Below are 23,328 nucleotides of genomic sequence, written 5' to 3' on the forward strand. Positions count from 1 at the left end.
GGCGATGTGATCGACAGATATGAAGTTTTCCTTTGTAGTTTTCCTTCGTATCCTGTAGTCCGAGGTTATGACGGACCATCATGACAACCCCGAAGATGCCCGGGCGCTGGCATTGGCGACCGAGATTCGCGACCTGATCGGTCAGGTGAAGCGCAGATTGCGTGAAAAGGCCGGCATCGGCGACCTGACGATGTCCCAGGTGTCGGTGCTGAGCCGGCTGGATCGCGACGGCCCGGCGACGGTGACCCACCTCGCTCGCGCCGAGGGCGTGCGGCCGCAATCCATGGGCGCCACGGTGGCAGCGCTGGAGACCACCGGGCTGGTCAGCGGCACCCCCGATCCGAATGACGGTCGCCAGACCATTTGGGCGCTCACCCCCGCCTGTAAGGAATGGATCCGTGTCGGTCGCGCCGCCCGTGAGGACTGGCTGTTCCACGCCATCCAGAAAACCCTGACCGCCGTGGAGCAGGATCAGCTCGCCGGCAGCATCGGGTTGCTCAAGCGCATCGTCGACGCCTGATCGCGCCGTCGCATTCAAAGGAGAGCTCCATGGCCCTCACCATGCTCGATCCGAACACCGCACTTATTGTCGTCGATCTGCAGCAAGGCATCGTCGCGCTGCCGACGGTGCATCCGATCGGGGACGTCGTGAAGCAGACACGTGTGCTGCTCGACGCGTTTCGCGTCCGCGAATTGCCGGTCGTGCTCGTCAACGTGGCCGGCGGTGCGCCGGGCCGCACCGAGCAGCCGCGCCGATCGGTGCCGCTTGCCGAGGACTGGACCGATCTCATCCCCGAACTCGATCAGCAACCCCGCGATATCACCGTGACCAAGCACAGCTGGGGCGCGTTCGCCACGACCGATCTCCAACAGCAACTGAAGTCGCGCGGTGTCACGCAAGTCGTCATCGCCGGTGTTGCGACGGGAACCGGTGTCGAAGCCACTGCGCGCCAAGCCTATGAAGCGGGCTTCAACGTCACGCTCGCCGTCGATGCGATGACGGATATGCGCGCCGAAGCGCATGATTGCAGCATCGCCAACGTCTTCCCCCGTCTCGGTGAGACCGGCACCACGCAGGACGTCATCAACCTGCTCGACAAACGGAGTGCGTGAGATGCTTTGGCTTCATTATCTCGCCTGGTTCTTCGGCGGCGCTTTCCTCATCAATGTGATCCCGCACCTCGTGAGCGGCGTATCCGGCCGGCCGTTTCAAAGTCCGTTCGCGAAGCCGCCGGGCAAGGGACTGTCGTCCTCGACGGTCAATGTGATCTGGGGCTTCGTCAACCTAGTGATCGGCTATCTCCTCGTCGTCCGCGTCGGCGATTTCGATCTGCATTCCACGATCGATGTCACCGCTTTCGGTCTTGGCGCTCTGCTGATGGCAATCTTTACGGCGCGGCTGTTCGGGCGCCTTCACGGCGGCAACACACCGCTCGGTTCATGAGTATATCGGCCACCGGTACGTTCCGCTCGCTGCGCGGTTTCAACTATCGCGTCTGGGCAGGTGGTGCGCTGGTGTCGAATATCGGCTCGTGGATGCAGCGCACCACGCAGGACTGGGTGGTGCTCACGCAACTCACCGACAACAACGCCACCGCGGTTGGCATCGTGATGGCGCTGCAGTTCGGGCCGATGCTTCTGTTGTTGCCGTTCACAGGTTATGCCGCCGATCATCTGGATCGCCGCAAATTGCTGATCGCGACACAGGTGGCGATGGGAGTGCTGGCGCTTGGGCTGGGACTCCTTCTCCTCAGCGGTCACGTGCAGCTCTGGCATGTCTATGTGTTCGCGTTCCTGCTCGGCTGTGTTGCGGCCTTCGATTTTCCGGCACGGCAGACCTTCGTCTCCGAACTGGTCATCGAGGCCGATCTGTCGAATGCCGTCGCGCTCAACTCGACCTCGTTCAACGCGGCGCGGATGATCGGTCCGGCGGTTGCTGGCCTCCTGATTGCCCATGTCGGCTCCGGCTGGGTGTTCATTCTCAATGCGGCCTCGTTTATGGCGGTGCTTGGCTCCCTCATGCTGCTGCGCGCCGATGAGATGTATCCGGCGCAGCGTTCTGCAGGTGGCCGCGGCAGTCTGGTCGAAGGCTTTCGCTATGTCTGGAAACGGCCGGACCTGAAAGCCATCTTGCTGATGCTGTTCCTGATCGGCACCTTCGGTTTGAACTTTCCGATTTTCATCTCGACCATGTCGGTCACGGCATTTCATGCCGGCGCCGGTCAATATGGCGTCCTGACATCGGTCATGGCGATCGGGTCGGTGATCGGTTCGCTGCTGGCAGCGCGGCGCGACAGGCCGCGCATCAGTCTTCTGATCGTCGGGGCCGCTGTGTTCAGCGCGGGCTTCGCCCTCGCCGCCGCCATGCCGAATTACTGGTTGTTCGGTCTTACGCTGATCGTGATCGGTATGGCAGCTCAAACCGTGACCACCTCGACAAGCAGCCTGGTGCAGCTCTCGACCGAGCCGGCTATGCGCGGGCGCGTAATGGCGATCCTGCTGGCGATTGCACTCGGTGGTACGCCGATCGGCGCTCCCATCGTCGGTTGGGCCGCTGATCGATTCGGTCCGCGCTGGGCGCTCACCATCGGCGCGATCTCGGGAATGGCTGCGGCCTTGGTGGGCCTGCGTTATCTCCTGAAGCACCGCGATGGCCAACGCAGCGTCCGGCCCGGTGGATCCTGATTCGCCCCATGTGAGACGGTATCTCAGACCTGTGATGTGCTATGTCGCGCTGCGTCACAATGCCCGCACACGAAACTGCCAGAGATGCGGTGCGTATTTGCCAGACGTAGCAGTCCATATTCAAGGGAGAAGCCCCATGTCATCGATGTCCCGACGCCATCTCATGCTCGCTGCGACCGGCATCGCTGCCGCGGCAGTCGCGCCCCGTCTTGCTTTCGCCCAGGCGGCTGCGCCGGCCACCCCTACTGCCGGCAATGCGCCATTCATCCTGCCGCCGCTGACCTATCCGGTCACGGCGTTTGAACCGCATATCGATGCCAAGACGATGGAGATCCATCACGACAGGCATCACGCCGCCTACGTTGCCAACATGAACAATTTTGCCAAGGATACCCCGGTGATCGGCGAGAAGCCGCTGGTCGAGGTGCTCGGCAATCTCAACAGCGTGCCTGAAGCGATCCGCACCGGGGTGCGCAACAATCTCGGCGGCCATGCCAACCACACCATGTTCTGGCAGATCATGGGCCCGAATGGCGGCAAGCCGGAAGGCGATGTGCTCGCGGCGATCGATCGCGACCTCGGCGGCCTCGAGAAATTCCAGACCGATTTCAACGCCGCCGGCGGCCGTCAGTTCGGTTCTGGCTGGGTGTTCGTGATCGTCGACAAGGACGGCAAGCTGTCGATCGAGACGCGTCCGAATCAGGACAATCCGATCATGGACGGCAAGCGCGCGCTGATGGGCAACGACGTCTGGGAGCACGCTTATTATCTGACCTACCAGAACCGTCGCGCTGATTATCTCAAGGCGTGGTGGAATACGGTCAACTGGACCAAGGTCGGCGAGCGCTATGCGGCGGCAAAGGCCGGCACGCTGGCGGTGTGATGTTTTCCTTCTCCCCGCTTGCGGGGAGAGGGTGGCGCGGACGAAGTCCGCGACGGGTGAGGGGGAGCTAACGAGTGAAACACTGGCTCCCCCTCACCCGGATTACTCGCTACGCTCGCAATCCGACCTCTCCCCGCAAGCGGGGCGAGGTTAAGTAAGAGCCGCTTCTACTTCCTCAGATCGCCTTCGTCCGCCGTGCTCTCCGCGAGCGTAGCCGGCTCGATGCCGTAGCGCTTGATCAGCGGCATCTGCGCCACCGCGAAGACCATGGTCAGCGGGATGACGCCGAACGCCTTGAAGGCTACCCAGAAATCCGTGCTCTGGGTGCGCCAGATCGCTTCGTTCAGAAGCGCCATGGCGAAGAAGAACAGCGCCCAGCGCTTCGTCAGCGCACGCCAGCCTTCGTGTGTGAGATTGAACATCTGGTCGAACATGATGGCGATGAAGGATCGGCCGAACAACAGGCCGCCGCCGAGGATCGCTGCGAACAGGCCATAGATGATGGTCGGCTTGACCTTGATGAAGGTCTCGTCATGCAGCACTAGCGTCAGCGTGCCGAACACCAGCACGATGACGGCGGTGACAAGCGCCATAATCGGCACATGCCTGACCACGACATAGGACGCGATCATCGCCGCGACGATCGCCACCATGAAAGCGCCTGTCGCGACGAACAGGTTGAACTTCGCATTGGCGACGAAAAACACGATCAGCGGGCCGAGCTCGGTGGCGAGCTTGAATAGCGGGTGCGGCTGCTTCTTGTCGATCACGTCAGTCATATCAGCTTTCAATTCCTGCAATCGCCTGCGCGAAATCCCTGGCGGTGAATGGCGCGAGATCGTCGATGCCTTCGCCGACGCCGATGAAATGCACCGGCAGTTTGTACTTTTCCGACAGTGCCACGAGGATGCCGCCGCGCGCGGTGCCGTCGAGCTTGGTCATCACAAGGCCGGTGACGCCAGCCGTACGATGAAACGCTTCGACTTGCGACAGCGCGTTTTGTCCCACTGTGGCATCGAGGACCAGCAGCACCGCATGGGGCGCCGAGGCATCGACCTTCTTGATGACGCGCACGACCTTCTCGAGCTCGACCATGAGTTCGGTCTTGTTCTGCAGACGGCCGGCGGTGTCGATCAGCAGCACGTCGCGTTTGTCGTCGCGGGCCGCGGTGACGGCGGTGAAGGCGAGGCTCGCGGAATCTGAACCCTGCGCGCCGGCGATGACCGGCACCTTGTTGCGTTCGCCCCAGACCTTGAGCTGCTCGATGGCTGCCGCGCGAAACGTATCGCCGGCGGCGAGCATCACCTTGCGGCCTTCGGCGGAGAAGGTGGACGCCAGTTTGCCGATGGTGGTGGTCTTGCCGGAACCGTTGACGCCGACCACGAGGATCACGAACGGCTTGTGCGAAGTATCGATCACCAACGGCTTGGCGACCGCCGAGAGCACTTTCTCGACTTCGGTGGCCACGACGGTTTTGACCTCGTCGGCGGAGATCGCCTTGTCATAGCGGCCATGGCCGACGGCGGCGGAAATCCGCGCCGCCACTTCGGTACCCAGATCGGCGCGCAGCAGCACGTCCTCGATGTCCTCGAGCATGGCGCGGTCGAGCTTGCGCTTGGTCACGAGGTCGGCGACCGCGGTGCCAAGGGCGCTCGAGGTGCGCTTCAACCCGCCGGAGAGCCGTCGCCACCAGCTCAGTTTTGGCGTTTCGGGAGTGTCGCTCATGTCGGGGGTGTGTTAGCCGTTTCGCGCCATGATTCAAAGTATGACCAGCGAAAGTGACGAAGACGTAAGCTTGGAGGCCGAGCCCCGGCTGGAACCCCGCACCGATGCGGTGGAGCTGACCGAGGCCGAGATTCTGGCGCGGGTGCTGCACCGTGACGGCCTGATGCTGGTGATCGACAAGCCCGCCGGCCTGCCGGTGCATCGCGGCCCCAAGGGCGGCGCCAATCTGGAAACATCGTTCGAATTCCTGCGCTATGGCCTGCCGCGTGCACCGGTTCTGGCACATCGGCTGGATCGCGACACCTCGGGCTGCCTGGTGCTCGGCCGGCACCGCAAGGCGACTGCATCGCTGGGCCTGCTGTTCAAGCACAGCCGTATCCGCAAAACCTATTGGGCGGTGGTCGAGGGCGGGCCTGCCGAAGATTCGGGCGTGATCGACATGCCGCTCGGGCGGCTCAATGCCGACCGGGGCTGGTGGATGAAGCCGGATCCCGAGGGGCTCAAGGCCGTCTCGAATTTCACCGTGCTCGGCCGCGGCGGTGGCATGAGCTGGCTGGCGCTGGAGCCGGTGACGGGTCGCACGCATCAGCTCCGCGTGCACTCTGCGTCATCCGGATTTCCGATTGTCGGCGACAATATCTACGGCAACGGGCCACGCTTCGGCGAGCCGACACTGCATCTGCATGCCCGCGAGATCGTGATTCCGATTTCGCGCAACAAGGACCCGATTCGTGTCGTCGCACCGGCCCCGCCGCATCTGCATGAGCGGCTGAAGGAGTGCGGCTGGAACGGGGAGTAGGGCTTACGCGACCGAAGCGAACAGCTTCGGATCGAACGTACCTTCATATTCAAACGCGGCCGGCCCCGTCATCAGCACGTGGTCGTCGCTCTCGCGCCATTCGATGGTGAGTTCTCCGCCGGGCAGCGTCATATGCACCGTTCGGTTGGTCCTGCGCAGGCGGGCGGCGGCCACGGCGGTTGCGCAGGCAGCCGATCCACAGGCCTTGGTGAGGCCGGCGCCGCGCTCCCAGGTCCGCATCACGACGTGATCGCGATCGACGATATGCGCCAGCGTGATATTGGCGCGGTCCGGGAAGATCGGGTGGTTTTCCAGCAGCGGCCCGAACTTTTCGAGATCATAGGCCTGGATGTCGTCCACCCAGAAGATCGCATGAGGGTTGCCCATCGAGACGACTGATGGGGTGTGCAGGATGGGCGCGTCGATCGGGCCGATCTGCAGCTCAATGCCGCGGGTGTCACGAAACTCCTCCGCCAGCGGAATGTCCTGCCAGCCGAACTTCGGCGTGCCCATGTCCACCGTGTAAAGGTCAGGCGCGGGGCCTTGCCAGCAATTGATCAGGCCGGCCTTGGTCTCGAATGTGAGTGCCGTCTTGTCGCCGCCGGCAAACGTCTGCCGCGCCACGCAGCGCATGCCGTTGCCGCAGGCGCCGGCCTCGGAGCCGTCATTGTTGTAGATCGAGACGAAGGCGTCGGTGCCGGCAAGCCGGGGCTTCTGCAGCACCATCAACTGGTCATAGGGCACGCCTTCGGGGGTGGCCACGGCCCGGGCGTCGGCAGGCGTGATACCGGATGCCGTATCGCGCAGGTCGATCACGACGATCTCGTTGCCGATGCCGTTCATCTTGGCGAAGGAATGGTTGGCCAGTGCGCTCATGTCGTGTCCCGTTATCCTTGCCTTATATGGCGAGGCTGGCCCGATTGACCAGTGCGGCTATTCTGTGTCGGTTGTTTTGAATGGCCCTGCGCAATTTGGGGAGGGGACGAAAGCTGCGGCTGCGTGTTACCATGATGCCGTATCGCGCATGTTGCCGGACGCTGCGCTGCAGGATGTCACTGGAGACCCTTCGAATGACCCGTTCTCGCCTGTCCCGCCTCGCCACTGCGGCGCTGATCCCGGCAGCCGCGCTGACGCTGAACGCCGCGGCCTGGGCACAATCTCCGCCTGCCACGCCGCCAGCGGCAAGCTCCCCGGCCACCCCGCCCGCGCCGGCGACACCAGCTCCGGCGGCAACGGCTCCAGCCACACCCGCTCCCGCCACACCGGAGACGCCGGCCCCCGCCGCGCCGGCAACGCCGCCCGCAGCGGCGCAGGCCCCTGCAACGCCACCCGCGCCTCAGGTCCAGGTTGCCGATCCGTTCGGCGAGGAAATCACGCTGTCGCCGAAGCAGATGGTGACGTTCGTCGGCAAGGCCAATTGGGATTCGGCCTTCGATACGCTGATGGATGCGTTCAAGCAGATCACCACCGTGCTCGACAAACAGGGTGTCAAATCATCCGGCAACCCAATGATCGTCTATACGACCACCGATGACACTGGCTTCACCTTCCTCGCGGAAATCCCGGTCGATCAGGAGGTGAAGAACCTGCCGAAAGCGATGAAGATGGGCCTGTCGCCGGATGGTAAGGCGCTGAAGTTCGTCCATCGCGGCTCCTACGACAATATGGACAACACCTATGAGGCGATCACCAATCACCTCGACGACAAGAAGTTAGAGGCGAAAGATACGTTCATCGAGGAATACATGACCGATCCCTTGAAGACGGCGGAAGACAAGCTGGTCATCAATGTCTATGTGCCGCTCAAGTAGTCGAGCCGTAGCTCGGTCATAGCCTCTGGTCATAAAGAAGCCTTGGACGGTCGCGAGAGAATGGGCATGACAAATCATTTCGCTCTCGCTTCGCTGGCCATTGCGCTCATCGCCACTCCTGCGCTCGCGCAGGTCAATCCACCGCCGGTGATTTCCGTCTCCGGCGAAGGCACCGTCTCGGTGCCGCCGGATCTTGCTGTCGTCGATGGCGGTGTCACGACTGATGCCAAGACGGCACGCGAGGCCGCCGAGGCCAACAATGCCGCGATGGCCAAGGTGCTGGCGGCCCTGAAGAGTGCCGGCATTGCCGAGAAGGACATGCAGACGTCGCGGCTGTCGCTATTTCCGCAATATGCGCAGCAGACCCGTCCCAATCCCAATCCTGGCCCCAACGTCATCTCGGGCTATCGCGCCAGCAACCGCGTCACCATCCGCGTACGCGACGTGACCAAGGTGGCCGGCACGATCGACGCGCTGGTGTCGTCGGGTGCCAATGAGGTTGGCGGCATCAATTTCATGGTGACCAAGGCGTCGCAACTTCTCGACGATGCGCGCAGCGACGCGATCGCGGATGCGCGGCGCAAGGCGGAGATTTACGCCAAGGCTGCCGGCGTCAAGCTCGGCGCGCCGATCAGCATTTCCGAGGACTCCGGCAGCGCGCCAGCGCCAATGATGTTGCGCAAGATGGGCGCCGATGTGGCATCGGCTCCGGTGGCGCAAGGCGAGGAAGTGCTGCGCGTGAATGTCAGCGTGAGCTGGGAAATCAAGCCGGCGCAGTAACTACAAACTCGGTCATGGCCGGGCAAAGCGCGAAGCGCGGCTTCGCCAGATGTCCCGGCCATCCATGCCTTAGTCTTCAGTCTTCGCTAAAGACCTGGATGCCCGGCACATCTAGCGAAGCTCGCTTCGCGCTGGTCGGGCATGACGACTGAGAGTTCGTGCTCTCCTTAAATCTCCACCACCTGTCCCGGCTTAAGCGCCATAAACTTCTCACTGGGCAATTCCGCCGCGGTGCATGCGGCAGCCAATCCTTGCACCGGTCCGTCGATCGCTTCATCGGTGAGCTGGAATGTGCTGTGATGGCTGGCCAGCGCCTGCTGCGCGCCGCAATCGCCAAAGGCTTTCACGGCGTCTTCCGGATTCATGTGCTGGTCCTTCATGAACCAGCGTGGCTCATAGGCGCCGATCGGCAGGATCGCGAGCCTGATAGCACCATGGGCTTCGCGCACGCGGCGGAAGTGCAGGCCGTCGCCATAGCCGGAATCGCCGACGATGTAGATCTTGCCGGCTGGCGTCTCCAGCACGAAACTCGCCCAGAGCGACTTGTTGCGATCGAATAGGCCGCGCGCGGTCCAGTGTCGCGTCGGCACCAGCGTGACCGCGAGACCGTTGCCGAGCTCGACGCGATCTGTCCAGTCATAGGCCTCGGCTTTGATCGCGCTGTCGGCGCTCTTCATGGTGACGTCATTGCCGAGCGGCGTGATCACGCGCGGCGCAAATTTGGCCGATAGCTTCGACAGGGTTGGAAGATCCAGATGGTCATAGTGACCGTGTGATACCAGCACGACATCGATCTTGGGGAGCTTGTCGAACGCGATGCCGGGTGCGGTGTGGCGCTTCGGGCCGGCGAACGAGAATGGCGAGACGCGGTCGGACCACACCGGGTCGAACAGGATGTTGATTCCCGCGGTCTGGATCAGCCAGCTCGCGTGACCCACGTAACTAAAGCGAACGCCCGTACCCTCGACCTTGGCCGGCGGCGTATCGGCAAACTCGTTCTCGACCCAGTCGGGCCAGACCTCGCGCGTACGGCCGCCGCCGAATTGCCACCGCAGCACTTCGCCGAGCGACTTGGGCGGCACGCCGTCGGGATCGAAGAAGATCTTGCCGTCGAAGTGATCGGAGACGGGGCCGTCATAATTGGTCATGCGGGAAGCCCAGAAGGCCGACAGCCCAGCGGCTGCGGCGAGACCGCCCAGCGACGTCAGAAGGCGGCGGCGGGTGAGAATCATGGAGCTGGATCAAATCCGGTGGGACGACGGGCTGCGCCCAACGAGGCGCAGCCCGCATCAGATGGAATTTGTCAGTGGATTCCGCAACCCGCGCCGATCCTTTGTTCGCTCAGTAGCCGACGGTGAACCGCTTGCGCGCGTGCGCAGGCGTCTCGATCTCGTCGGCCATGGCGATGGCATAATCCTCAAAGGAAATGCTGCTGCCCTTGTCGTTGGCGAGCAGTTGATCGCCGCCAAGCCGGAATGTCCCGGTGCGCTCGCCCGGGATGAACAGGGCCGAGGGCGACAGGAAGGTCCAGTTGAGCTCCTTGTCGTGGCGCAGGATGTCGAGGAACAGGCCGCCCACCGCGGCCTCGGCCCGGTATTCCGCCGGAAATCCCGGGGTCTCGATCAGCTTCAGGCCGGGAGCGACTTCGAGGCTGCCGGTGCCGCCGACCACCAGATAGCGCGGAACGCCCGCCGCCTTCACAGCCGCGATCAGCTTGTGCGGGTCGCTGACGAGGAAATGGATCGCGCTGACGGCGACGTCGTGGCCCTTCAGGGCGGCAGTGAGACCGGCAACATCGTTGGCGTCGGCCTTCAGTGGCGTCACCCCGGCCAGAACAGGGGCTTTCTCCGGGTTGCGGGCGATGGCGGTGACGGTATGACCGCGGCGGGACAGTTCAGCGACAATTTGCGAGCCGGCGCGGCCGGTGGCGCCGATCAGGGCGATTTTCATTTGATATCTCCATGTGGTAACCAATAGAAACTTGCTATTCATTTCGGTAGTAGCTGTGAAGAAGGCACTTTTGCGTTAGCTGGTTACCCCGAGGAGACCGCCGCCATGCAGACCGATATCGAAAGCGCCGCCCAGCGCTGGAAAGCCGGCAACGTCTATGCGAGCAGCTGCCCAACTCGGCTGGTTCTGGACCGGATCGCCGATAAATGGGCGGTTCTGGTGCTGGGCCTGCTCACGGACGGCCCCGTTCGCTTCAACCAGCTGCGGCGGCAGATCGAGGGAATCTCGCAGAAAATGCTGTCGCAGACCCTGAAAAGCCTGGAGCGCGATGGCCTGGTGAGCCGCAAGGCGATCCCCACCGTGCCGGTCACGGTCGAATATGCGATCACTCCGCTCGGACGAACCCTGTCGGATACCGTCGATGCGCTGCGGGTCTGGGCTGAAAACCATATGGGCCAGGTGCTTGAGGCACAGCAGCACTATGATGCCGGCGGAACCCGGAGCGCGGCCGCCTGACCAGGCGATCGCCCTGCAAACCTTGACTTATCGGGCTCCAGCACTGTAAATCCCGCCACTTCTCGAAAAGTTCTCTTTTCGACCCGCCGACCGGTCCTAGAGACCGGAGGTCAACGCCCGACAGCGCGATGCGCCCTCGGGCGCAAAAGTGTTTGGTTATTTGCCATCATGGGGATGGCACGAGCGGAAGCGACAATCGATGTTCGACAGTCTGTCGGAACGGCTTGGCGGAATTCTCGATCGGCTCACCGGGCGCGGTGCGCTGTCGGAGGCTGATGTCGATGCCGCCATGCGCGAAGTCCGCCGGGCGCTGCTCGAGGCCGACGTCTCGCTCGACGTGGTCCGCAGCTTCATTGATCGTGTCCGTGAACAGGCCATCGGCGCCACCGTCGTCAAGTCGGTCACCCCCGGCCAGATGGTCGTCAAGATCGTCCATGACGAGCTGGTCGCCACGCTCGGCGCCGACGGTGAAGGCGGCATCGATCTGCAAGCCGTGCCACCCGTCGCCATCATGATGGTCGGTCTGCAGGGTTCCGGTAAAACCACCACCACCGCAAAGCTCGCCCGCCGTCTCACCCAGCGCGACAAGCGCAAGGTGCTGATGGCTTCGCTCGACGTCTATCGTCCGGCCGCCATGGAGCAGCTCGCGGTGCTCGGCCGCGATCTCGACATTCAGACGCTGCCGATCGTCGAAGGCCAGAAGCCTGCTGAGATCGCCAAGCGCGCGCTGTCCGCTGCGAAGCTCGGCGGCTACGACGTGGTGCTGCTCGACACCGCCGGCCGCACGACGCTCGACGAAGAGATGATGTCGGAAGCGATCGAGATCAAAGCGATCGCCAATCCGCACGAAGTGCTGCTGGTCGCGGACGCGCTGACCGGTCAAGACGCCGTCAATCTCGCACGCTCCTTCAACGAACGCGTCGGCCTCACCGGCATCGCGCTGACGCGTGTCGACGGCGATGGCCGCGGCGGTGCTGCACTCTCGATGCGTGCGGTCACCGGCAAGCCGATCAAACTGATCGGCACCGGTGAAAAGACCGATGCACTGGAAGACTTCCATCCGAGCCGCATCGCCGGCCGCATTCTCGGCATGGGCGACGTGGTCTCGCTGGTCGAGCGCGCCGCCGCGAATATCGACGCCGAGAAAGCTGCGCGCACCGCCGAGCGCATGCGCAAGGGTCAGTTCGATCTCACCGACATGCGTGAGCAACTGATCCAGATGACCAATATGGGCGGTCTCTCCGGCCTGATGGGCATGATGCCCGGCATCGCCAAGATGAAGAACCAGATCGCCTCCGCCGGTCTCGATGACCGCGTAGTGAAGCGCCAGATCGCCGTCATCGATTCGATGACGCGTCAGGAGCGCAAGAATCCCGACATCCTCAAGGCCAGCCGCAAGAAGCGTATCGCTGCTGGCGCCGGCCTCAAGGTCGAGGAAGTCAACAAGGTGCTGAAGATGCACCGGAACATGGCCGACATGATGAAGGCCATGGGCTCAGGCAAGCGCGGCCCGATGGCCGGCATCGCGCAGGCCATGGGCTTCGGCGGCGGTGGCATGCCGTCGCCCGAACAGATGAAGGCGATGGCCGAGAAGATGCCGGGCGGGCTGCCGCAGGGCATGCCGTCATTGCCGAAAGATTTCCCGGGCCTGTCGGGCCTGGGCAAACCGACGCTGCCGGGACTCGGCGGCTTTCCCGGTCTCGGGAAAAAGAAATAACGCGACCCATTCAACTCACATTCAAATCGAACACACTTAGGAGAATCCCATGTCCGTCGTTATCCGCCTCGCTCGTGCAGGCACCAAGAAGCGCCCCGTCTATCACGTCGTCGTCGCCGACTCGCGTTTTCCCCGCGATGGCCGCTTCATCGAGCGTCTCGGTTACTTCAATCCGCTGCTCGCCAAGGACAACGAGCTGCGCCTGAAGCTCGACCTCGACAAGACCAAGGCCTGGATCGCCAAGGGCGCACAGCCGTCGGATCGCGTTGCTCGTTTCCTCGATGCCGCTGGCGTTCAGAAGCGCGAAGCCCGCAACAATCCCGAGAAGGCCGTGCCGCGCAAGGAGCGCAAGGCCAACGCTGAAGCCGCCGCCAAGAAGTAAGGCGGAATGACCTCCGCGCAAATCTGCGTCGCGCGCATCGGCGCGCCGCATGGTGTGCGCGGTCAGGTCCGGCTGTGGACCTTCACCGAAGATCCATTCGCCGTGTGCGACTACGGTCCGCTTGCCACCAAGGACGGCAAGCGGAGTTTCGAGGTCGATGATGTGCGCGAGGCCAAGGGCCATCTGGTCGCGACGCTGAAAGGCGTCGCCACCCGCGAAGACGCCGAGCGTCTCAATGGCGTCGAGCTCTATGTGGCGCGCGACGCGCTGCCCGACACCGAAGACGATGAATATTACCATGCCGACCTGATCGGCCTCGCTGCGGTCAATGCCGCGGGCGATGCGATCGGCCGTGTCGTCGGTATCCATAATTTCGGCGCCGGCGATATCATTGAGATCGCGCCGCTAGAGGGCGCGACCCTGCTGTTGCCGTTCACCAATGCGGTGGTGCCGACCGTTGACCTCGCGGCTGGCCATGTCGTGATCGAATTGCCCGGTGAGATTATCGGCGACGACCCCACCGCGGCGTAAGGCTTACGCTTTCAACGCTTCTGCAATCGTTGTTGCAAACGGCGTCGTCTTCCGCCCGATCAGCTTACTCAGCGTATGGCTGTCATCGAACAGCGCGCCGTCGGCTGCCGCCGTGTTTGACGTCGCGATCAGATCCGCGAGTTCTTCCGGAAGGCCCGCATTGAGCATGATGGCCTCGAATTCGGCTTCCGGCAGACGAACGTATGGGACTGTTTTGTCGCTCTGCTTTCGGTCGAATATCGGCTGTCGCCGCTGGGACAATCGGCCCTCGGGCCGCTTGCCGGCCTGATCGACTGGGCTGAGCGCAGCTTCGCGGAGATCAAGGCCGCTCGCGCCGCCTTCGATGCCGGTGACACCAGCGAGCAGATGTCGGCGGCCTGACGCGGCGATCGCCAGGGTTTGACGCCTCGCGCCGGACGCGCGATGGAAGGCCATGACTTCCGATCCTTCATCCGCGCCATGGCGCGCCACGGTGCTGACGCTGTTTCCCGAGATGTTTCCGGGCCCGCTCGGCATCAGCCTTGCCGGTAAAGCGCTGGCTTCCGGCCTGTGGGCGCTGGAGGCACGGGATATCCGCGCCTCGGCCACAGACAAGCATCGCAGTGTCGATGATACGCCTGCCGGCGGCGGACCGGGCATGGTGCTGCGCGCCGATGTGCTGGCGGCGGCGATCGATGCGGTGGATACGCACGACCGTCCCAGGCTGGTCATGAGCCCGCGCGGTCGGCCATTGACCCAGGCGCGGGTGGCGGAGCTGGCGGCCGGGCCGGGGCCGCTGATCGTCTGCGGCCGCTTCGAGGGGATCGATCAGCGCGTCATCGACGCGCGAGGGCTCGAGGAAGTCTCGATCGGCGACTATGTGCTGTCCGGCGGCGAAATCGCCGCCATGACGCTGATTGACGCCTGCGTCCGGCTTCTGCCGGGGGTCATGGGTAAGTTAGCGTCTGGAACCGACGAGAGTTTCTCCGATGGGCTACTGGAATACCCGCAATATACCCGCCCGCAGACCTTCGAGGGCAGCCCCATCCCGGATGTCTTGATTTCGGGCGACCACGCCAAAGTTGCCAAATGGCGACTGGCCGAGGCGGAGGCGCTGACCGCGGCGCGGCGGCCCGATTTGTGGGCGGCTCGCCCGAAAGCCCCGGAATCGGGCAGAAAGCGAAAACCGCCAAAAATCACGACGGGCGAGTGACAGAGACGGGTGACAACGGCTTCGCTTTCCCGTATAGCAGCGCCAAATCCGTGCAATGGCAGGGTAAGAGTTTCGAGCGCAGCCCGCGCAACGTCTGGGCGCGCCGCCGATGGAGATTTTCGATGAACCTGATTCAGACGCTTGAAAAAGAGCAGTTCGACCGCCTTTCCGCCACCAAGTCGATCCCGGAATTCGGTCCCGGCGACACCCTCATCGTCAACGTGAAGGTTGTCGAAGGCGAGCGCTCCCGCGTGCAGGCCTATGAAGGCGTCTGCATCGGCCGCAACGGCGGCGGCATCAATGAGAGCTTCACCGTTCGCAAGATTTCATACGGCGAGGGTGTCGAGCGCGTGTTCCCGCTGCTCTCCCCGATGATCGACTCGATCAAGGTTGTGCGTCGCGGCAAGGTGCGTCGCGCCAAGCTGTATTACCTGCGCGATCTGCGCGGCAAGTCGGCCCGCATCGTCGAGAAGAAGACCGAGCGTCCGGCCAAGGTCGCTGCTACGGCTGCTGCCAAGTAATTTTCCGCACCATCGAATGTGCGAGACGAAAAGCGCGGCGCAAGCCGCGCTTTTTTGTTACGTGAAGACTGCATACCTCCGTCGCATTGGCGTCGTGATCGCTGAGTGCTATATGACTGGAATGTTTCTAGACCTGCACCAGCACGCTTTGCGCATCGTCATCGACGATCATAGTCGGCTGCCCGGTCGCTTCTTCGGTCGCTTCACCACGTCGATCGTGGGCGCGCTTAGAAGCGCGTGAGCAATCTCACGCGTTTCTTTTCCCGTTTCTCAGTTGCGCGCTTTGCGCCGTCGATGCGGCGAATCATTTAGCAGCACGCAACTGGCCCACGTTTTCTTTTGAGGCCTGATCTCATGACTGACTCTGCAAAGCCGACCACCCTGTACGACAAGATCTGGAACGACCATTTGGTCGAGGAAGCCGCTGACGGCACCTGCCTGCTCTATATCGATCGCCATCTGGTGCACGAAGTGACGAGCCCGCAGGCGTTCGAAGGCCTGCGTGCCGCCGGCCGCCGTGTGCATGCGCCAGAGAAGACGCTCGCCGTCGTCGATCACAACGTGCCGACCACCGATCGCACCAAGCCCAATCCCGATCCGGAAAGCACCGAGCAGATCGCGACTTTGGCCGAGAACGTGCGTGAATTCGGCATCGAATATTACAACGAGTTCGACAAGCGTCAGGGCATCGTTCACGTCATCGGCCCCGAGCAGGGCTTTACGCTGCCGGGAACGACGATCGTTTGCGGCGACAGCCACACCTCGACGCACGGCGCATTCGGCGCGCTGGCGCATGGCATTGGCACGTCGGAAGTCGAGCACGTGCTGGCGACGCAGACGCTGATCCAGAAGAAGGCGAAGAACATGCGCGCTACCGTCGACGGCAAATTGCCCGACGGCGTCACCGGCAAGGACATCATCCTGGCCATCATCGGCGAAATCGGTACCGCCGGCGGCACCGGCTATGTGCTGGAATATGCCGGCGAGGCGATCCGCGCTCTGTCGATGGAAGGCCGCATGACGGTCTGCAACATGTCCATCGAGGGCGGCGCCCGTGCCGGCCTGATCGCGCCCGACGAGAAGGCCTATGAATTCCTGAAAGGTCGTCCAATGTCGCCGAAAGGCGAGATGTGGGAACAGGCCGTGCGCTACTGGGAGACGCTACGCTCCGACGAAGGCGCGCATTTCGATCATGAGATTCGTCTCGATGCTGCGAAGCTGCCGCCCATCGTCACCTGGGGCACCTCGCCCGAGGACGTCATCTCGATCTCCGGCAAGGTGCCGAACCCCGCCGACATCGCCGATGAAGCCAAGCGCCTCTCCAAGGAGCGCGCGCTGGCCTATATGGGTTTGACCGCGGGCACCAAGATCACCGACATCAAGCTGGATCGTGTGTTCATCGGCTCCTGCACCAATGGCCGCATCGAGGATTTGCGCGCCGCGGCCAAGGTCGTCGACGGCAAGACCGTCAACGGCCATGTCTCGGCGATGATCGTGCCGGGCTCGGGTCTGGTGAAGGAACAAGCGGAAGCTGAAGGCCTCGACAAGATCTTCCTGAAGGCCGGCTTCGAATGGCGCGAGCCGGGCTGCTCCATGTGCTTGGCGATGAACCCCGACAAGCTGGCGCCGGAAGAACGCTGCGCCGCCACCTCGAACCGCAACTTCGAGGGTCGTCAGGGCCATAAGGGCCGCACCCATCTGGTGTCGCCGGCGATGGCGGCTGCGGCTGCGATCGCGGGGCACTTCGTCGATATCCGCGAGTGGCATTAATTTAGCTGCACGGGGCGACGCATCCTCGGTAAGATCGACGGCCTGCTGATGCAGGTCGTCTTTCTATGAGCTTCGCAATTTGTCACGCATGCCTCGCGCACCCGTCAAACCGATCGCACTGACCAACACGACGGCCCGCCGCATCTGGTTGCGCGCGCAGCGGCTCGATACGCGGGCGCCGTTCGGTGATGGCGCGGAGGCCGTGAAGGCCGCGGTCCAGCATCTCGGCTATGTGCAGATCGACACCATCAATGTGATCGAGCGCAGTCACCATCACATCCTGTTCTCACGGATCCCGAACTACAAACGCGCCGATCTCAGGCAGGCGCAGACGCACGACAAGAGCGTGTTCGAATACTGGACCCATGCGCTGGCCTATGTGCCGACCGACGACATCGGCTTCTTCGTGCCGGACATGAAATATTATCGCCGTGAGGGCCACAGCTGGTTCGCGTCGGTGACACCGGCGGACAAGCGCAAGGTCATGCGGCTGGCCAGGGCCGGCCCGTTGTCGATTCGCGATATCGATGACGATGTGCTGCGCGAGAAGGATCACGAATGGGCCAGCCGCAAGCCGTCAAAGCGGGCGCTGCAGCTGGCGTTTTATGAGGGGCATCTCACGATCTCCGAACGGCAGGGCATGCTGAAGACCTACGATCTTCTGCTGCGGCATTTCGGCTGGGAGACGCTGCCGAAAGCCGCGAGTGCTACGGAGAAATTCGCCTATCTGCTGAACCGCGCGCTGCGGTCGCAGGGCATCGTCAGTCTGGACTCGATCTGCCATCTGGATGCACCGAGCAAGGCCGGCATACGCAAGCTGATCGAGGCCCGTGTGCGCAAGGGCGAGCTGATGGCCGTTACGCTTGATGGCGCCGGCAAGCAGGAGCACTGGACGACGCCCGTCGCGCTCGAAGACGGGAGCGAAGGCAAGGTGGGGTTGGTGCATGTGCTGTCACCGTTCGATCCCCTGGTGATCCAGCGCAAGCGCACGAATTTGTTCTTCGGCCACGACCATCGCTTCGAGGCCTATGTGCCGAAGGAAAAACGCCAGCTCGGCTACTTCGCACTGCCGGTGCTGGTGGATGATCAGATCGTTGCAGCGGTTGATCTCAAGACCGATCGGCAGAAGCGCAAATTGCTGATGCAGCAATGGAGCTGGGTCGGTGATGGTGCGAAGTCGAAAATGCAGCGCAAGGAATGGAAGCGCCGTATCGAGGAAGAGCTCGGGCGGTTCGAGGCGTTTCAGTTGGGGGAGTGAGCGACTAACACTCAGTTGTCATGACCGGGGAAAGCCCGGCCATGACGGAGTGTGTGGAGAGTCGCTTCAGTCAACCCGACCCATCTCACCAATAAATGTTGAAGCGATGGTGATGCCGCCGGTAGTGCCAGTGGCGGTGATGCCAGGGGCGATAACGGCAGATCTTGCGTGGGCCGTAATAGGTCGAGACGATCCGGCAGAAACGGCGCGGTTGGTAGTAGCGTGGCTCGTAATAATAGCTCGGCGCATAGCCGTAATAATGCGGCCGGAAATGGCGGCGATAGCCGTAATGGCGCGCGCCGTAGTAGCGTGTCGGCGCATAATAGGGGCGCCGGGCGATCAATGGCGCCGCGTATCGATAGCCGCCGCCATGGAATGCGGGGCCACGCCGGAAACCGCCGCCGACAAAGGCCGGGCCCGGACGGAAACCGCCTCCGCCACGGAATGCCGGCGCTGCGGCCCGGAAGCCTCCGCCGCCACCTCCACCCCGAAACGCCGGCATGCCGCCGCCACGAAATCCGCCGCCGCCTCCGCCATGAAAGGCGTGACCGCCGCCGCCACCGCCGCGGAAACCTCCTCCGCCACCGCCGCCGCGTCCACCGCGATGCTGGACCGGCATGAGCAGCGCGTCGCTAGCCTGTTTGGCTGCGGGTGCCGCGCCGGGATTGATCAGCGAGACCGCCCGTGCCGATGGCGTCAGCGATATCACCATCGCTGCGGCGGCAGCCACGCCGAGCGAGCGCGTCATGAATTGTCTGATCGCAAAACCTCGATCGGGATTCAGGACAGGTTGTCGATTCTGAACATCTCTCATCGGAAACATCCTCCCTCGATCGGCGCATGGGACATCGATCGCGCAAACCTGACAGTGCAGGTCCGCGTTTGCGCGAACGGTGCGTTTGCGCATGGTCGTGTCATGTGAATTGTCGCGCCTTGACCGAAAATTAAGGATGTCGATCTGAACGCGTCATGAATGACGCAGGCGGAAGCCGCGCGGCGCGCACAAAAAAACAGGCGCCGCAAAGGGCGCCTGTCAATGTCGTCTAGAGATCCTGGAATTTACCAGCGGCCGAAGCTGAAGCCGACGCTGAGCGGGCCGCCGAAACCGATGCCCGGGCCATAACCATAGGCGCCATAGGGACGATAGCCGCCGTAATAGCCGTAGGGCCGGTAGCCGTATCCGCCGTAGTAGGCAGGGCGATAGGCATACGGGCGCCCGTAATAGGCCGGGCCGTAATAGGAACGGTACGGGCGATAGCCGTATCCGTAGCCATAGCGCGGGCCGTAATAGCCGCGATATCCGTAGTGCCGGTGGCCGAAGTGATGATGGCGGTGGTGAAAGTGACGATGGCGCCGCTGCGCGCTGAAGTCCGTCGCCTTGGCCTTGTTGTCTGCCGCAGCCTTTTGAGGCGTCTGTGCGTCAGCCATTGCGGGGGCGCTGGTCAATGCGCCACCGAGTGAAAGTGTTGCAGCCAGCATGGCTGCGCCTACCCAGTTCTTCATGATTTTTCCTTGCCTCGATCGCTTTCCATCGATCGTCTTTCGTCGCCTTCACCCCATAACGCATATAGCTGCAATGATTTCCCGCGACAGACCGACGCGGTCAACATCTCGTCAAGAAAACAGGCGCGCTTGCGCACGCCTGTTTGGACTTTAGAGAGAGTCTCAGTAGCGCCAGCCGTGACGACGCACGTGATGCGGCCGGTGCCAGCCGTGATGGCGGCGGATGTGATGCGGACGATGCCAACCGTGGTGACGCCGCATGCCGTGATGCCCGCGATAGCCGCGATTGTGGTGATGACGATACTGCACCTCAGTCGTCAGCTTCTCACCGCCTTGCACGGACGATGCGATGCCCGGGCTGTTCAGCGAGACTGCATTTGCCTGCTGCGTCGGCGCTGCGACGAACAGCAATCCTGCGATGGCGGCGAGGCCGAAAAATTTCTTCACGTTCACGTGTTCTCTCCTGAGTCTGCTGCGTTCATGTCGAGATGCAGCTTCACGAATGGATCATCGCCCATGTGCATGACGCTAGGGCGCAGGAGGTGAACGCGATGTGAATATGCTCGGTGCGATATGTCGCAGGGTTTTGTGACGCATCGCTGGAACGAAAGTCAGCGCATGCGAACGCCATCTCCGCAGTTGCAAAGCCTCGGCCTGACGTTATTCAAAATCAAAGTATGAAGTGTCTACTCAGCCGCGGCGCCAGTAGCAGTTCATGCGCGGCACGATCACGGTGCCGCTCGGGCGATATTCCTGCACCAGATTGGCGGTGCAATCGCGGACGGCATTCGGGCCGGGATTGTAGCTGGGATAGACACCGCGTTCGTCCGGGGTGCGATAGATACGAACGCGCGGGCGCGCACGGCGGGGCTGAACGCTGTCGTCGGATTGGGCGACCTGCGTGGCCGTCTGCGCCTGTGCGGTGTTCGCCATCGGCAAGCCGCCGAGCGCAACCGCCAATCCCAGTGCCGCCATCATGATCCGCATTGTCACGCCCCAAACTGCCATAAGCATGATCCCGAAAAGTGGATGCCGGTTTTCGCCGACAAACGGGTTCGTTTGTCGAGAGATCATGCCTCAAAAGAATGCCGCAAAGTCTCCGATTGACGCCCGCCCGTCAACCGCCGGGACGGCCCTGTGCCGGCGCATTGCCATGTCATGGGAATTGGCTAGACAGGGAAACATGTGGCACCAGGCAAAAGCTCCCGATCTCGCGGAAATGGAAGACATGGCCCATGCCATGCTCGCCCTCCTGCCGGAGGATTTCCGCAAGCTCTGCGCGGGCGTGATCATCCGGGTCGACGATTTCCCGACGGATGAGGTGCTGGAGGAGATGCAGGCCGAGACCGAATTCGACCTGCTCGGCCTGTTCCAGGGTGTCGGCCTGCCGTTCCAGAGCCAGGACAATACCGGGCAGTTGCCCAACATGATCTGGCTATATCGCCGGCCGATCCTGGATTACTGGGCCGAACACGACGAAACCCTCGGCCATATCGTCCGCCACGTGCTGATCCACGAGATCGGCCACCATTTCGGCCTCTCGGACGCCGATATGGAGGCCATCGAGGCCGGCGTCGCCGATTAGCCCTGCATAGATCACCCTTGGACGGGCCGCCCGATCGGGCTAAAACGCCCGCTCAATCCGAGGATACGTTCATGGACAAGTTCACCACGCTGGAAGGCGTCGCGGCGCCGCTGAAGATCATCAATGTCGATACCGACATGATCATCCCGAAGCAGTATCTGAAGACCATCAAGCGTACCGGTCTCGGCAAGGGCCTGTTCTCGGAAGCGCGCTACCTGGATGACGGCAGCGAGAACCCGGATTTCGTGCTCAACAAGCCGGCCTATCGCAACGCCAAGATCATGGTGGCCGGCGATAATTTCGGCTGCGGCTCGTCGCGCGAACACGCGCCCTGGGCGCTGCTGGATTTCGGCATCCGCTGCGTGATTTCGACCTCGTTCGGCGACATTTTCTACAACAATTGCTTCAAGAACGGCGTGCTGCCGATCCGCGTCTCGCAGAAGGATCTCGACGCGTTGTTCGACGATGCCGAGCGCGGCGCCAATGCGACGATCACCATCGACCTGCCGAACCAGGAAATCCGCGGCCCTGATGGCGGCACGGTGAAGTTCGAGATCGATCCGTTCCGCAAGCATTGCCTGCTCAACGGTCTCGACGATATCGGCCTGACGATGGAGAAGAAGGCCTCCATCGACAGCTACGAAGAGAAGCTCAAGACCGCACGCGCCTGGGCCTGATCTCACTTCGGAAGGTGACGCGTGATTCCTGACGTCGTCACCTTTTGGGAGGGCCCACTCGATGCGCTGCGCCGGCTGTGCCTGAGATCGCAGGTCGAGGCCGGCCACCGCGTCACGCTCTACAGTTTTGCACCGATCACCGATCTGCCGGATGGCGTGAGCAATGCCGATGCAGAAGCCGTGTTGCCGCGGGCTTTCGCCGAGCGGCTGCGCCCATCAGCTCCCGATGGCGCGTGGGTTGGCTGGACCCCACTGCAGTTCAGCGATTTCTTTCGCATCCGGCTGATGGCCGAAGGTCTCGGCCTCTGGCTCGACGCGGATGTGCTGTTGCTGAAGCCGATCGAGATCGATTCCGCAAAACCCTATTTCGCCTGGGAGAAGCGACGTCAGCTCGGCAATTCGGTGCTGTATCTGCCGCCCGACGATCCGATCGTCGCGGCGTTCGAGGCGCTGATCAGGCAGGACGAGTTGACGCCAGACTGGATGTCATTGCGCCATCGCCTCGCTTTCGCATGGCGCAAATGGCGCGACAGGTCGAAGCGCGCGAGCGACGTCCGCGTCGCGATCTTCGGCCCGGCATCGCTGACGGCGCTGGCGAAGCGCCATGGCGCGCAGCATCACGCGCTGCCGCGGAAGTCGTATTATGCGGTTCATGCCGAGCCGAAGCTGTTCTTCGAGCCGTCGAATTTCAAAGTGCTACTCGATGATCCCGGGATTCTAGGCTTCCACATCTCGCCCAAGGGGCGCGGCAAAGACGCGCCGATGCCGGGGAGTTTTTATGCATGGGCGACGGAGTGGGTTGGCGCTCGTTAGTATCAGCCTTTGAATCTACAAATTTCGCGCAACGGCCCGCGGTATCCCTCCCCCTTGCGGGGAGGGTCGGCCGAACCTGACGATGCGAAGCATCGTTCAGGTGGAGGCCGGGGTGGGGGTGCCACACGTGAGAGCATCGCCTGTGGCACCCCCACCCGTCGCGCTGCTCGCTGCGCTCGCAACGCGCCACCCTCCCCGCAAGGGGGAGGGTGAAGAAGCGCGTCGTTGCT

General features: G+C 62.9%; 30 protein-coding genes. 20 read left to right on the forward strand and 10 right to left on the reverse strand.

Annotated features, from left to right (window positions below; translation table 11 throughout):
* Nucleotides 1-67 precede the first annotated feature (67 nt).
* From AB8B02_RS25570 to AB8B02_RS25590, 5 genes are all read left to right on the forward strand, one after another.
* Nucleotides 68-520 (forward strand): MarR family winged helix-turn-helix transcriptional regulator, encoded by a 453-nt coding sequence (locus AB8B02_RS25570; protein WP_439065491.1) that lies wholly within the window; start codon nucleotides 68-70, stop codon nucleotides 518-520.
* A gap of 29 nt (nucleotides 521-549) precedes the next feature.
* Nucleotides 550-1,113 (forward strand): isochorismatase family protein, encoded by a 564-nt coding sequence (locus tag AB8B02_RS25575; protein ID WP_439065492.1) that lies wholly within the window; start codon nucleotides 550-552, stop codon nucleotides 1,111-1,113.
* A gap of 1 nt (nucleotide 1,114) precedes the next feature.
* On the forward strand, nucleotides 1,115-1,444 hold the full coding sequence (locus AB8B02_RS25580) for a hypothetical protein (protein WP_089266447.1): 330 nt from the start codon (nucleotides 1,115-1,117) through the stop codon (nucleotides 1,442-1,444).
* On the forward strand, nucleotides 1,441-2,685 hold the full coding sequence (locus AB8B02_RS25585; RefSeq protein WP_439065493.1) for an MFS transporter: 1,245 nt from the start codon (nucleotides 1,441-1,443) through the stop codon (nucleotides 2,683-2,685). Before AB8B02_RS25580 ends, AB8B02_RS25585 begins: the two co-directional genes overlap by 4 nt.
* 136 nt (nucleotides 2,686-2,821) lie before the next feature.
* Entirely contained in the window at nucleotides 2,822-3,568 is a 747-nt protein-coding gene (locus AB8B02_RS25590) for a superoxide dismutase (protein WP_439065494.1), read from the forward strand.
* A 167-nt stretch (nucleotides 3,569-3,735) separates the two neighbouring features.
* On the opposite strand, the gene AB8B02_RS25595 is transcribed toward AB8B02_RS25590, so the two are convergent.
* On the reverse strand, nucleotides 3,736-4,335 hold the full coding sequence (locus AB8B02_RS25595; RefSeq protein WP_093758216.1) for a septation protein A: 600 nt from the start codon (nucleotides 4,333-4,335) through the stop codon (nucleotides 3,736-3,738).
* 13 nt (nucleotides 4,336-4,348) lie between these two features.
* A complete protein-coding gene (ftsY, locus tag AB8B02_RS25600) occupies nucleotides 4,349-5,293 on the reverse strand; it encodes a signal recognition particle-docking protein FtsY (RefSeq protein WP_175369431.1) in 945 nt (314 codons plus the stop codon).
* A gap of 163 nt (nucleotides 5,294-5,456) precedes the next feature.
* Between ftsY and AB8B02_RS25605 the strand changes: the two genes are divergently transcribed.
* Nucleotides 5,457-6,092: an RluA family pseudouridine synthase gene (locus AB8B02_RS25605; protein ID WP_439065942.1), complete on the forward strand. Its 636-nt coding sequence runs from the start codon at nucleotides 5,457-5,459 to the stop codon at nucleotides 6,090-6,092.
* Nucleotides 6,093-6,095: 3 nt separating this feature from the next.
* Here AB8B02_RS25605 and dapF read toward each other — a convergent pair whose 3' ends face one another.
* On the reverse strand, nucleotides 6,096-6,968 hold the full coding sequence (gene dapF, locus AB8B02_RS25610) for a diaminopimelate epimerase (protein ID WP_439065495.1): 873 nt from the start codon (nucleotides 6,966-6,968) through the stop codon (nucleotides 6,096-6,098).
* Nucleotides 6,969-7,162: 194 nt separating this feature from the next.
* Here dapF and AB8B02_RS25615 point away from each other — a divergent pair, with 194 nt between their 5' ends.
* Together AB8B02_RS25615 and AB8B02_RS25620 are read left to right on the forward strand one after the other, a co-directional pair.
* Nucleotides 7,163-7,903: a GyrI-like domain-containing protein gene (locus AB8B02_RS25615; RefSeq protein ID WP_089266456.1), complete on the forward strand. Its 741-nt coding sequence runs from the start codon at nucleotides 7,163-7,165 to the stop codon at nucleotides 7,901-7,903.
* A 66-nt stretch (nucleotides 7,904-7,969) separates the two neighbouring features.
* Nucleotides 7,970-8,683, forward strand: a complete 714-nt coding sequence (locus AB8B02_RS25620; protein ID WP_184512632.1) for an SIMPL domain-containing protein — start codon at nucleotides 7,970-7,972, stop codon at nucleotides 8,681-8,683.
* A gap of 167 nt (nucleotides 8,684-8,850) precedes the next feature.
* Here AB8B02_RS25620 and AB8B02_RS25625 read toward each other — a convergent pair whose 3' ends face one another.
* Nucleotides 8,851-9,915, reverse strand: coding sequence for an MBL fold metallo-hydrolase (locus tag AB8B02_RS25625; RefSeq protein ID WP_309941247.1), 1,065 nt, complete (start codon nucleotides 9,913-9,915; stop codon nucleotides 8,851-8,853).
* Nucleotides 9,916-10,024: 109 nt separating this feature from the next.
* Nucleotides 10,025-10,633: an NAD(P)-dependent oxidoreductase gene (locus tag AB8B02_RS25630; RefSeq protein WP_439065496.1), complete on the reverse strand. Its 609-nt coding sequence runs from the start codon at nucleotides 10,631-10,633 to the stop codon at nucleotides 10,025-10,027.
* 105 nt (nucleotides 10,634-10,738) lie between these two features.
* Between AB8B02_RS25630 and AB8B02_RS25635 the strand changes: the two genes are divergently transcribed.
* From AB8B02_RS25635 to rimM, 4 genes are all read left to right on the forward strand, one after another.
* Nucleotides 10,739-11,149, forward strand: coding sequence for a winged helix-turn-helix transcriptional regulator (locus AB8B02_RS25635; RefSeq protein ID WP_089266461.1), 411 nt, complete (start codon nucleotides 10,739-10,741; stop codon nucleotides 11,147-11,149).
* A 199-nt stretch (nucleotides 11,150-11,348) separates the two neighbouring features.
* The gene (ffh, locus tag AB8B02_RS25640) at nucleotides 11,349-12,866 is read left to right on the forward strand and encodes a signal recognition particle protein (RefSeq protein WP_439065497.1); all 1,518 of its coding nucleotides are present in this window, start codon (nucleotides 11,349-11,351) and stop codon (nucleotides 12,864-12,866) included.
* A 49-nt stretch (nucleotides 12,867-12,915) separates the two neighbouring features.
* Nucleotides 12,916-13,248, forward strand: coding sequence for a 30S ribosomal protein S16 (gene rpsP, locus AB8B02_RS25645; RefSeq protein WP_089266465.1), 333 nt, complete (start codon nucleotides 12,916-12,918; stop codon nucleotides 13,246-13,248).
* A 6-nt stretch (nucleotides 13,249-13,254) separates the two neighbouring features.
* The gene (gene rimM / locus AB8B02_RS25650) at nucleotides 13,255-13,779 is read left to right on the forward strand and encodes a ribosome maturation factor RimM (protein WP_309941236.1); all 525 of its coding nucleotides are present in this window, start codon (nucleotides 13,255-13,257) and stop codon (nucleotides 13,777-13,779) included.
* A gap of 3 nt (nucleotides 13,780-13,782) precedes the next feature.
* On the opposite strand, the gene AB8B02_RS25655 is transcribed toward rimM, so the two are convergent.
* A complete protein-coding gene (locus AB8B02_RS25655; protein ID WP_439065498.1) occupies nucleotides 13,783-14,214 on the reverse strand; it encodes a hypothetical protein in 432 nt (143 codons plus the stop codon).
* Between AB8B02_RS25655 and trmD the strand changes: the two genes are divergently transcribed.
* The 5 genes from trmD (at nucleotide 14,213) to AB8B02_RS25680 (ending at nucleotide 18,520) form a co-directional block, all read left to right on the forward strand.
* Nucleotides 14,213-14,971 carry a tRNA (guanosine(37)-N1)-methyltransferase TrmD gene (gene trmD, locus AB8B02_RS25660; protein WP_439065499.1) on the forward strand — a complete coding sequence of 253 codons (759 nt, stop codon included), beginning with the start codon at nucleotides 14,213-14,215 and terminating at the stop codon, nucleotides 14,969-14,971. The genes AB8B02_RS25655 and trmD overlap by 2 nt on opposite strands.
* A gap of 122 nt (nucleotides 14,972-15,093) precedes the next feature.
* The gene (gene rplS / locus AB8B02_RS25665) at nucleotides 15,094-15,492 is read left to right on the forward strand and encodes a 50S ribosomal protein L19 (RefSeq protein ID WP_175369441.1); all 399 of its coding nucleotides are present in this window, start codon (nucleotides 15,094-15,096) and stop codon (nucleotides 15,490-15,492) included.
* 112 nt (nucleotides 15,493-15,604) lie between these two features.
* A complete protein-coding gene (locus tag AB8B02_RS25670) occupies nucleotides 15,605-15,733 on the forward strand; it encodes a hypothetical protein (RefSeq protein ID WP_256438178.1) in 129 nt (42 codons plus the stop codon).
* 113 nt (nucleotides 15,734-15,846) lie between these two features.
* Nucleotides 15,847-17,262, forward strand: a complete 1,416-nt coding sequence (gene leuC, locus AB8B02_RS25675; protein WP_093757912.1) for a 3-isopropylmalate dehydratase large subunit — start codon at nucleotides 15,847-15,849, stop codon at nucleotides 17,260-17,262.
* 88 nt (nucleotides 17,263-17,350) lie between these two features.
* Nucleotides 17,351-18,520 carry a winged helix-turn-helix domain-containing protein gene (locus AB8B02_RS25680; RefSeq protein WP_439065500.1) on the forward strand — a complete coding sequence of 390 codons (1,170 nt, stop codon included), beginning with the start codon at nucleotides 17,351-17,353 and terminating at the stop codon, nucleotides 18,518-18,520.
* 85 nt (nucleotides 18,521-18,605) lie between these two features.
* Here AB8B02_RS25680 and AB8B02_RS25685 read toward each other — a convergent pair whose 3' ends face one another.
* The 4 genes from AB8B02_RS25685 to AB8B02_RS25700 all read right to left on the reverse strand — a co-directional run bounded on the left by AB8B02_RS25685 (nucleotide 18,606) and on the right by AB8B02_RS25700 (nucleotide 21,001).
* The gene (locus tag AB8B02_RS25685; protein WP_439065501.1) at nucleotides 18,606-19,268 is read right to left on the reverse strand and encodes a hypothetical protein; all 663 of its coding nucleotides are present in this window, start codon (nucleotides 19,266-19,268) and stop codon (nucleotides 18,606-18,608) included.
* Nucleotides 19,269-19,579: 311 nt separating this feature from the next.
* Nucleotides 19,580-20,023, reverse strand: a complete 444-nt coding sequence (locus AB8B02_RS25690) for a hypothetical protein (protein ID WP_439065502.1) — start codon at nucleotides 20,021-20,023, stop codon at nucleotides 19,580-19,582.
* A 162-nt stretch (nucleotides 20,024-20,185) separates the two neighbouring features.
* On the reverse strand, nucleotides 20,186-20,476 hold the full coding sequence (locus AB8B02_RS25695; RefSeq protein ID WP_120287769.1) for a hypothetical protein: 291 nt from the start codon (nucleotides 20,474-20,476) through the stop codon (nucleotides 20,186-20,188).
* 237 nt (nucleotides 20,477-20,713) lie between these two features.
* Entirely contained in the window at nucleotides 20,714-21,001 is a 288-nt protein-coding gene (locus AB8B02_RS25700; protein WP_374725621.1) for a hypothetical protein, read from the reverse strand.
* A gap of 205 nt (nucleotides 21,002-21,206) precedes the next feature.
* On the opposite strand from AB8B02_RS25700, the gene AB8B02_RS25705 reads away from it, so the two are divergent.
* From AB8B02_RS25705 to AB8B02_RS25715, 3 genes are all read left to right on the forward strand, one after another.
* Nucleotides 21,207-21,608, forward strand: a complete 402-nt coding sequence (locus AB8B02_RS25705) for a metallopeptidase family protein (protein ID WP_089266478.1) — start codon at nucleotides 21,207-21,209, stop codon at nucleotides 21,606-21,608.
* 71 nt (nucleotides 21,609-21,679) lie between these two features.
* A complete protein-coding gene (gene leuD / locus AB8B02_RS25710) occupies nucleotides 21,680-22,285 on the forward strand; it encodes a 3-isopropylmalate dehydratase small subunit (RefSeq protein ID WP_089266479.1) in 606 nt (201 codons plus the stop codon).
* A gap of 21 nt (nucleotides 22,286-22,306) precedes the next feature.
* Complete coding sequence (locus tag AB8B02_RS25715) at nucleotides 22,307-23,098, forward strand: hypothetical protein (protein ID WP_439065503.1); 792 nt, start codon at nucleotides 22,307-22,309, stop codon at nucleotides 23,096-23,098.
* Nucleotides 23,099-23,328: the final 230 nt, after the last annotated feature.

Source organism: Tardiphaga sp. 862_B3_N4_1 (assembly GCF_051811085.1).
In the GTDB taxonomy this organism is placed as follows: domain Bacteria; phylum Pseudomonadota; class Alphaproteobacteria; order Rhizobiales; family Xanthobacteraceae; genus Tardiphaga; species Tardiphaga robiniae.

Excerpts from the sequence above, each read along its gene's own strand:
- AB8B02_RS25570 (WP_439065491.1), top strand. The coding sequence starts at position 68 with ATGACGGACCATCATGACAACCCCGAAGATGCCCGGGCGCTGGCATTG.
- AB8B02_RS25575 (WP_439065492.1), top strand. The coding sequence starts at position 550 with ATGGCCCTCACCATGCTCGATCCGAACACCGCACTTATTGTCGTCGAT.
- AB8B02_RS25580 (WP_089266447.1), top strand. The coding sequence starts at position 1,115 with ATGCTTTGGCTTCATTATCTCGCCTGGTTCTTCGGCGGCGCTTTCCTC.
- AB8B02_RS25585 (WP_439065493.1), top strand. The coding sequence starts at position 1,441 with ATGAGTATATCGGCCACCGGTACGTTCCGCTCGCTGCGCGGTTTCAAC.
- AB8B02_RS25590 (WP_439065494.1), top strand. The coding sequence starts at position 2,822 with ATGTCATCGATGTCCCGACGCCATCTCATGCTCGCTGCGACCGGCATC.
- ftsY (WP_175369431.1), bottom strand. The coding sequence starts at position 5,293 with ATGAGCGACACTCCCGAAACGCCAAAACTGAGCTGGTGGCGACGGCTC.
- AB8B02_RS25605 (WP_439065942.1), top strand. The coding sequence starts at position 5,457 with ATGCTGGTGATCGACAAGCCCGCCGGCCTGCCGGTGCATCGCGGCCCC.
- dapF (WP_439065495.1), bottom strand. The coding sequence starts at position 6,968 with ATGAGCGCACTGGCCAACCATTCCTTCGCCAAGATGAACGGCATCGGC.
- AB8B02_RS25615 (WP_089266456.1), top strand. The coding sequence starts at position 7,163 with ATGACCCGTTCTCGCCTGTCCCGCCTCGCCACTGCGGCGCTGATCCCG.
- AB8B02_RS25620 (WP_184512632.1), top strand. The coding sequence starts at position 7,970 with ATGACAAATCATTTCGCTCTCGCTTCGCTGGCCATTGCGCTCATCGCC.
- AB8B02_RS25625 (WP_309941247.1), bottom strand. The coding sequence starts at position 9,915 with ATGATTCTCACCCGCCGCCGCCTTCTGACGTCGCTGGGCGGTCTCGCC.
- AB8B02_RS25630 (WP_439065496.1), bottom strand. The coding sequence starts at position 10,633 with ATGAAAATCGCCCTGATCGGCGCCACCGGCCGCGCCGGCTCGCAAATT.
- AB8B02_RS25635 (WP_089266461.1), top strand. The coding sequence starts at position 10,739 with ATGCAGACCGATATCGAAAGCGCCGCCCAGCGCTGGAAAGCCGGCAAC.
- ffh (WP_439065497.1), top strand. The coding sequence starts at position 11,349 with ATGTTCGACAGTCTGTCGGAACGGCTTGGCGGAATTCTCGATCGGCTC.
- rpsP (WP_089266465.1), top strand. The coding sequence starts at position 12,916 with ATGTCCGTCGTTATCCGCCTCGCTCGTGCAGGCACCAAGAAGCGCCCC.
- rimM (WP_309941236.1), top strand. The coding sequence starts at position 13,255 with ATGACCTCCGCGCAAATCTGCGTCGCGCGCATCGGCGCGCCGCATGGT.
- trmD (WP_439065499.1), top strand. The coding sequence starts at position 14,213 with ATGACTTCCGATCCTTCATCCGCGCCATGGCGCGCCACGGTGCTGACG.
- AB8B02_RS25655 (WP_439065498.1), bottom strand. The coding sequence starts at position 14,214 with ATGGCCTTCCATCGCGCGTCCGGCGCGAGGCGTCAAACCCTGGCGATC.
- rplS (WP_175369441.1), top strand. The coding sequence starts at position 15,094 with ATGAACCTGATTCAGACGCTTGAAAAAGAGCAGTTCGACCGCCTTTCC.
- AB8B02_RS25670 (WP_256438178.1), top strand. The coding sequence starts at position 15,605 with ATGACTGGAATGTTTCTAGACCTGCACCAGCACGCTTTGCGCATCGTC.
- leuC (WP_093757912.1), top strand. The coding sequence starts at position 15,847 with ATGACTGACTCTGCAAAGCCGACCACCCTGTACGACAAGATCTGGAAC.
- AB8B02_RS25680 (WP_439065500.1), top strand. The coding sequence starts at position 17,351 with ATGCCTCGCGCACCCGTCAAACCGATCGCACTGACCAACACGACGGCC.
- AB8B02_RS25685 (WP_439065501.1), bottom strand. The coding sequence starts at position 19,268 with ATGACGCGCTCGCTCGGCGTGGCTGCCGCCGCAGCGATGGTGATATCG.
- AB8B02_RS25690 (WP_439065502.1), bottom strand. The coding sequence starts at position 20,023 with ATGAAGAACTGGGTAGGCGCAGCCATGCTGGCTGCAACACTTTCACTC.
- AB8B02_RS25700 (WP_374725621.1), bottom strand. The coding sequence starts at position 21,001 with ATGATGGCGGCACTGGGATTGGCGGTTGCGCTCGGCGGCTTGCCGATG.
- AB8B02_RS25705 (WP_089266478.1), top strand. The coding sequence starts at position 21,207 with ATGTGGCACCAGGCAAAAGCTCCCGATCTCGCGGAAATGGAAGACATG.
- leuD (WP_089266479.1), top strand. The coding sequence starts at position 21,680 with ATGGACAAGTTCACCACGCTGGAAGGCGTCGCGGCGCCGCTGAAGATC.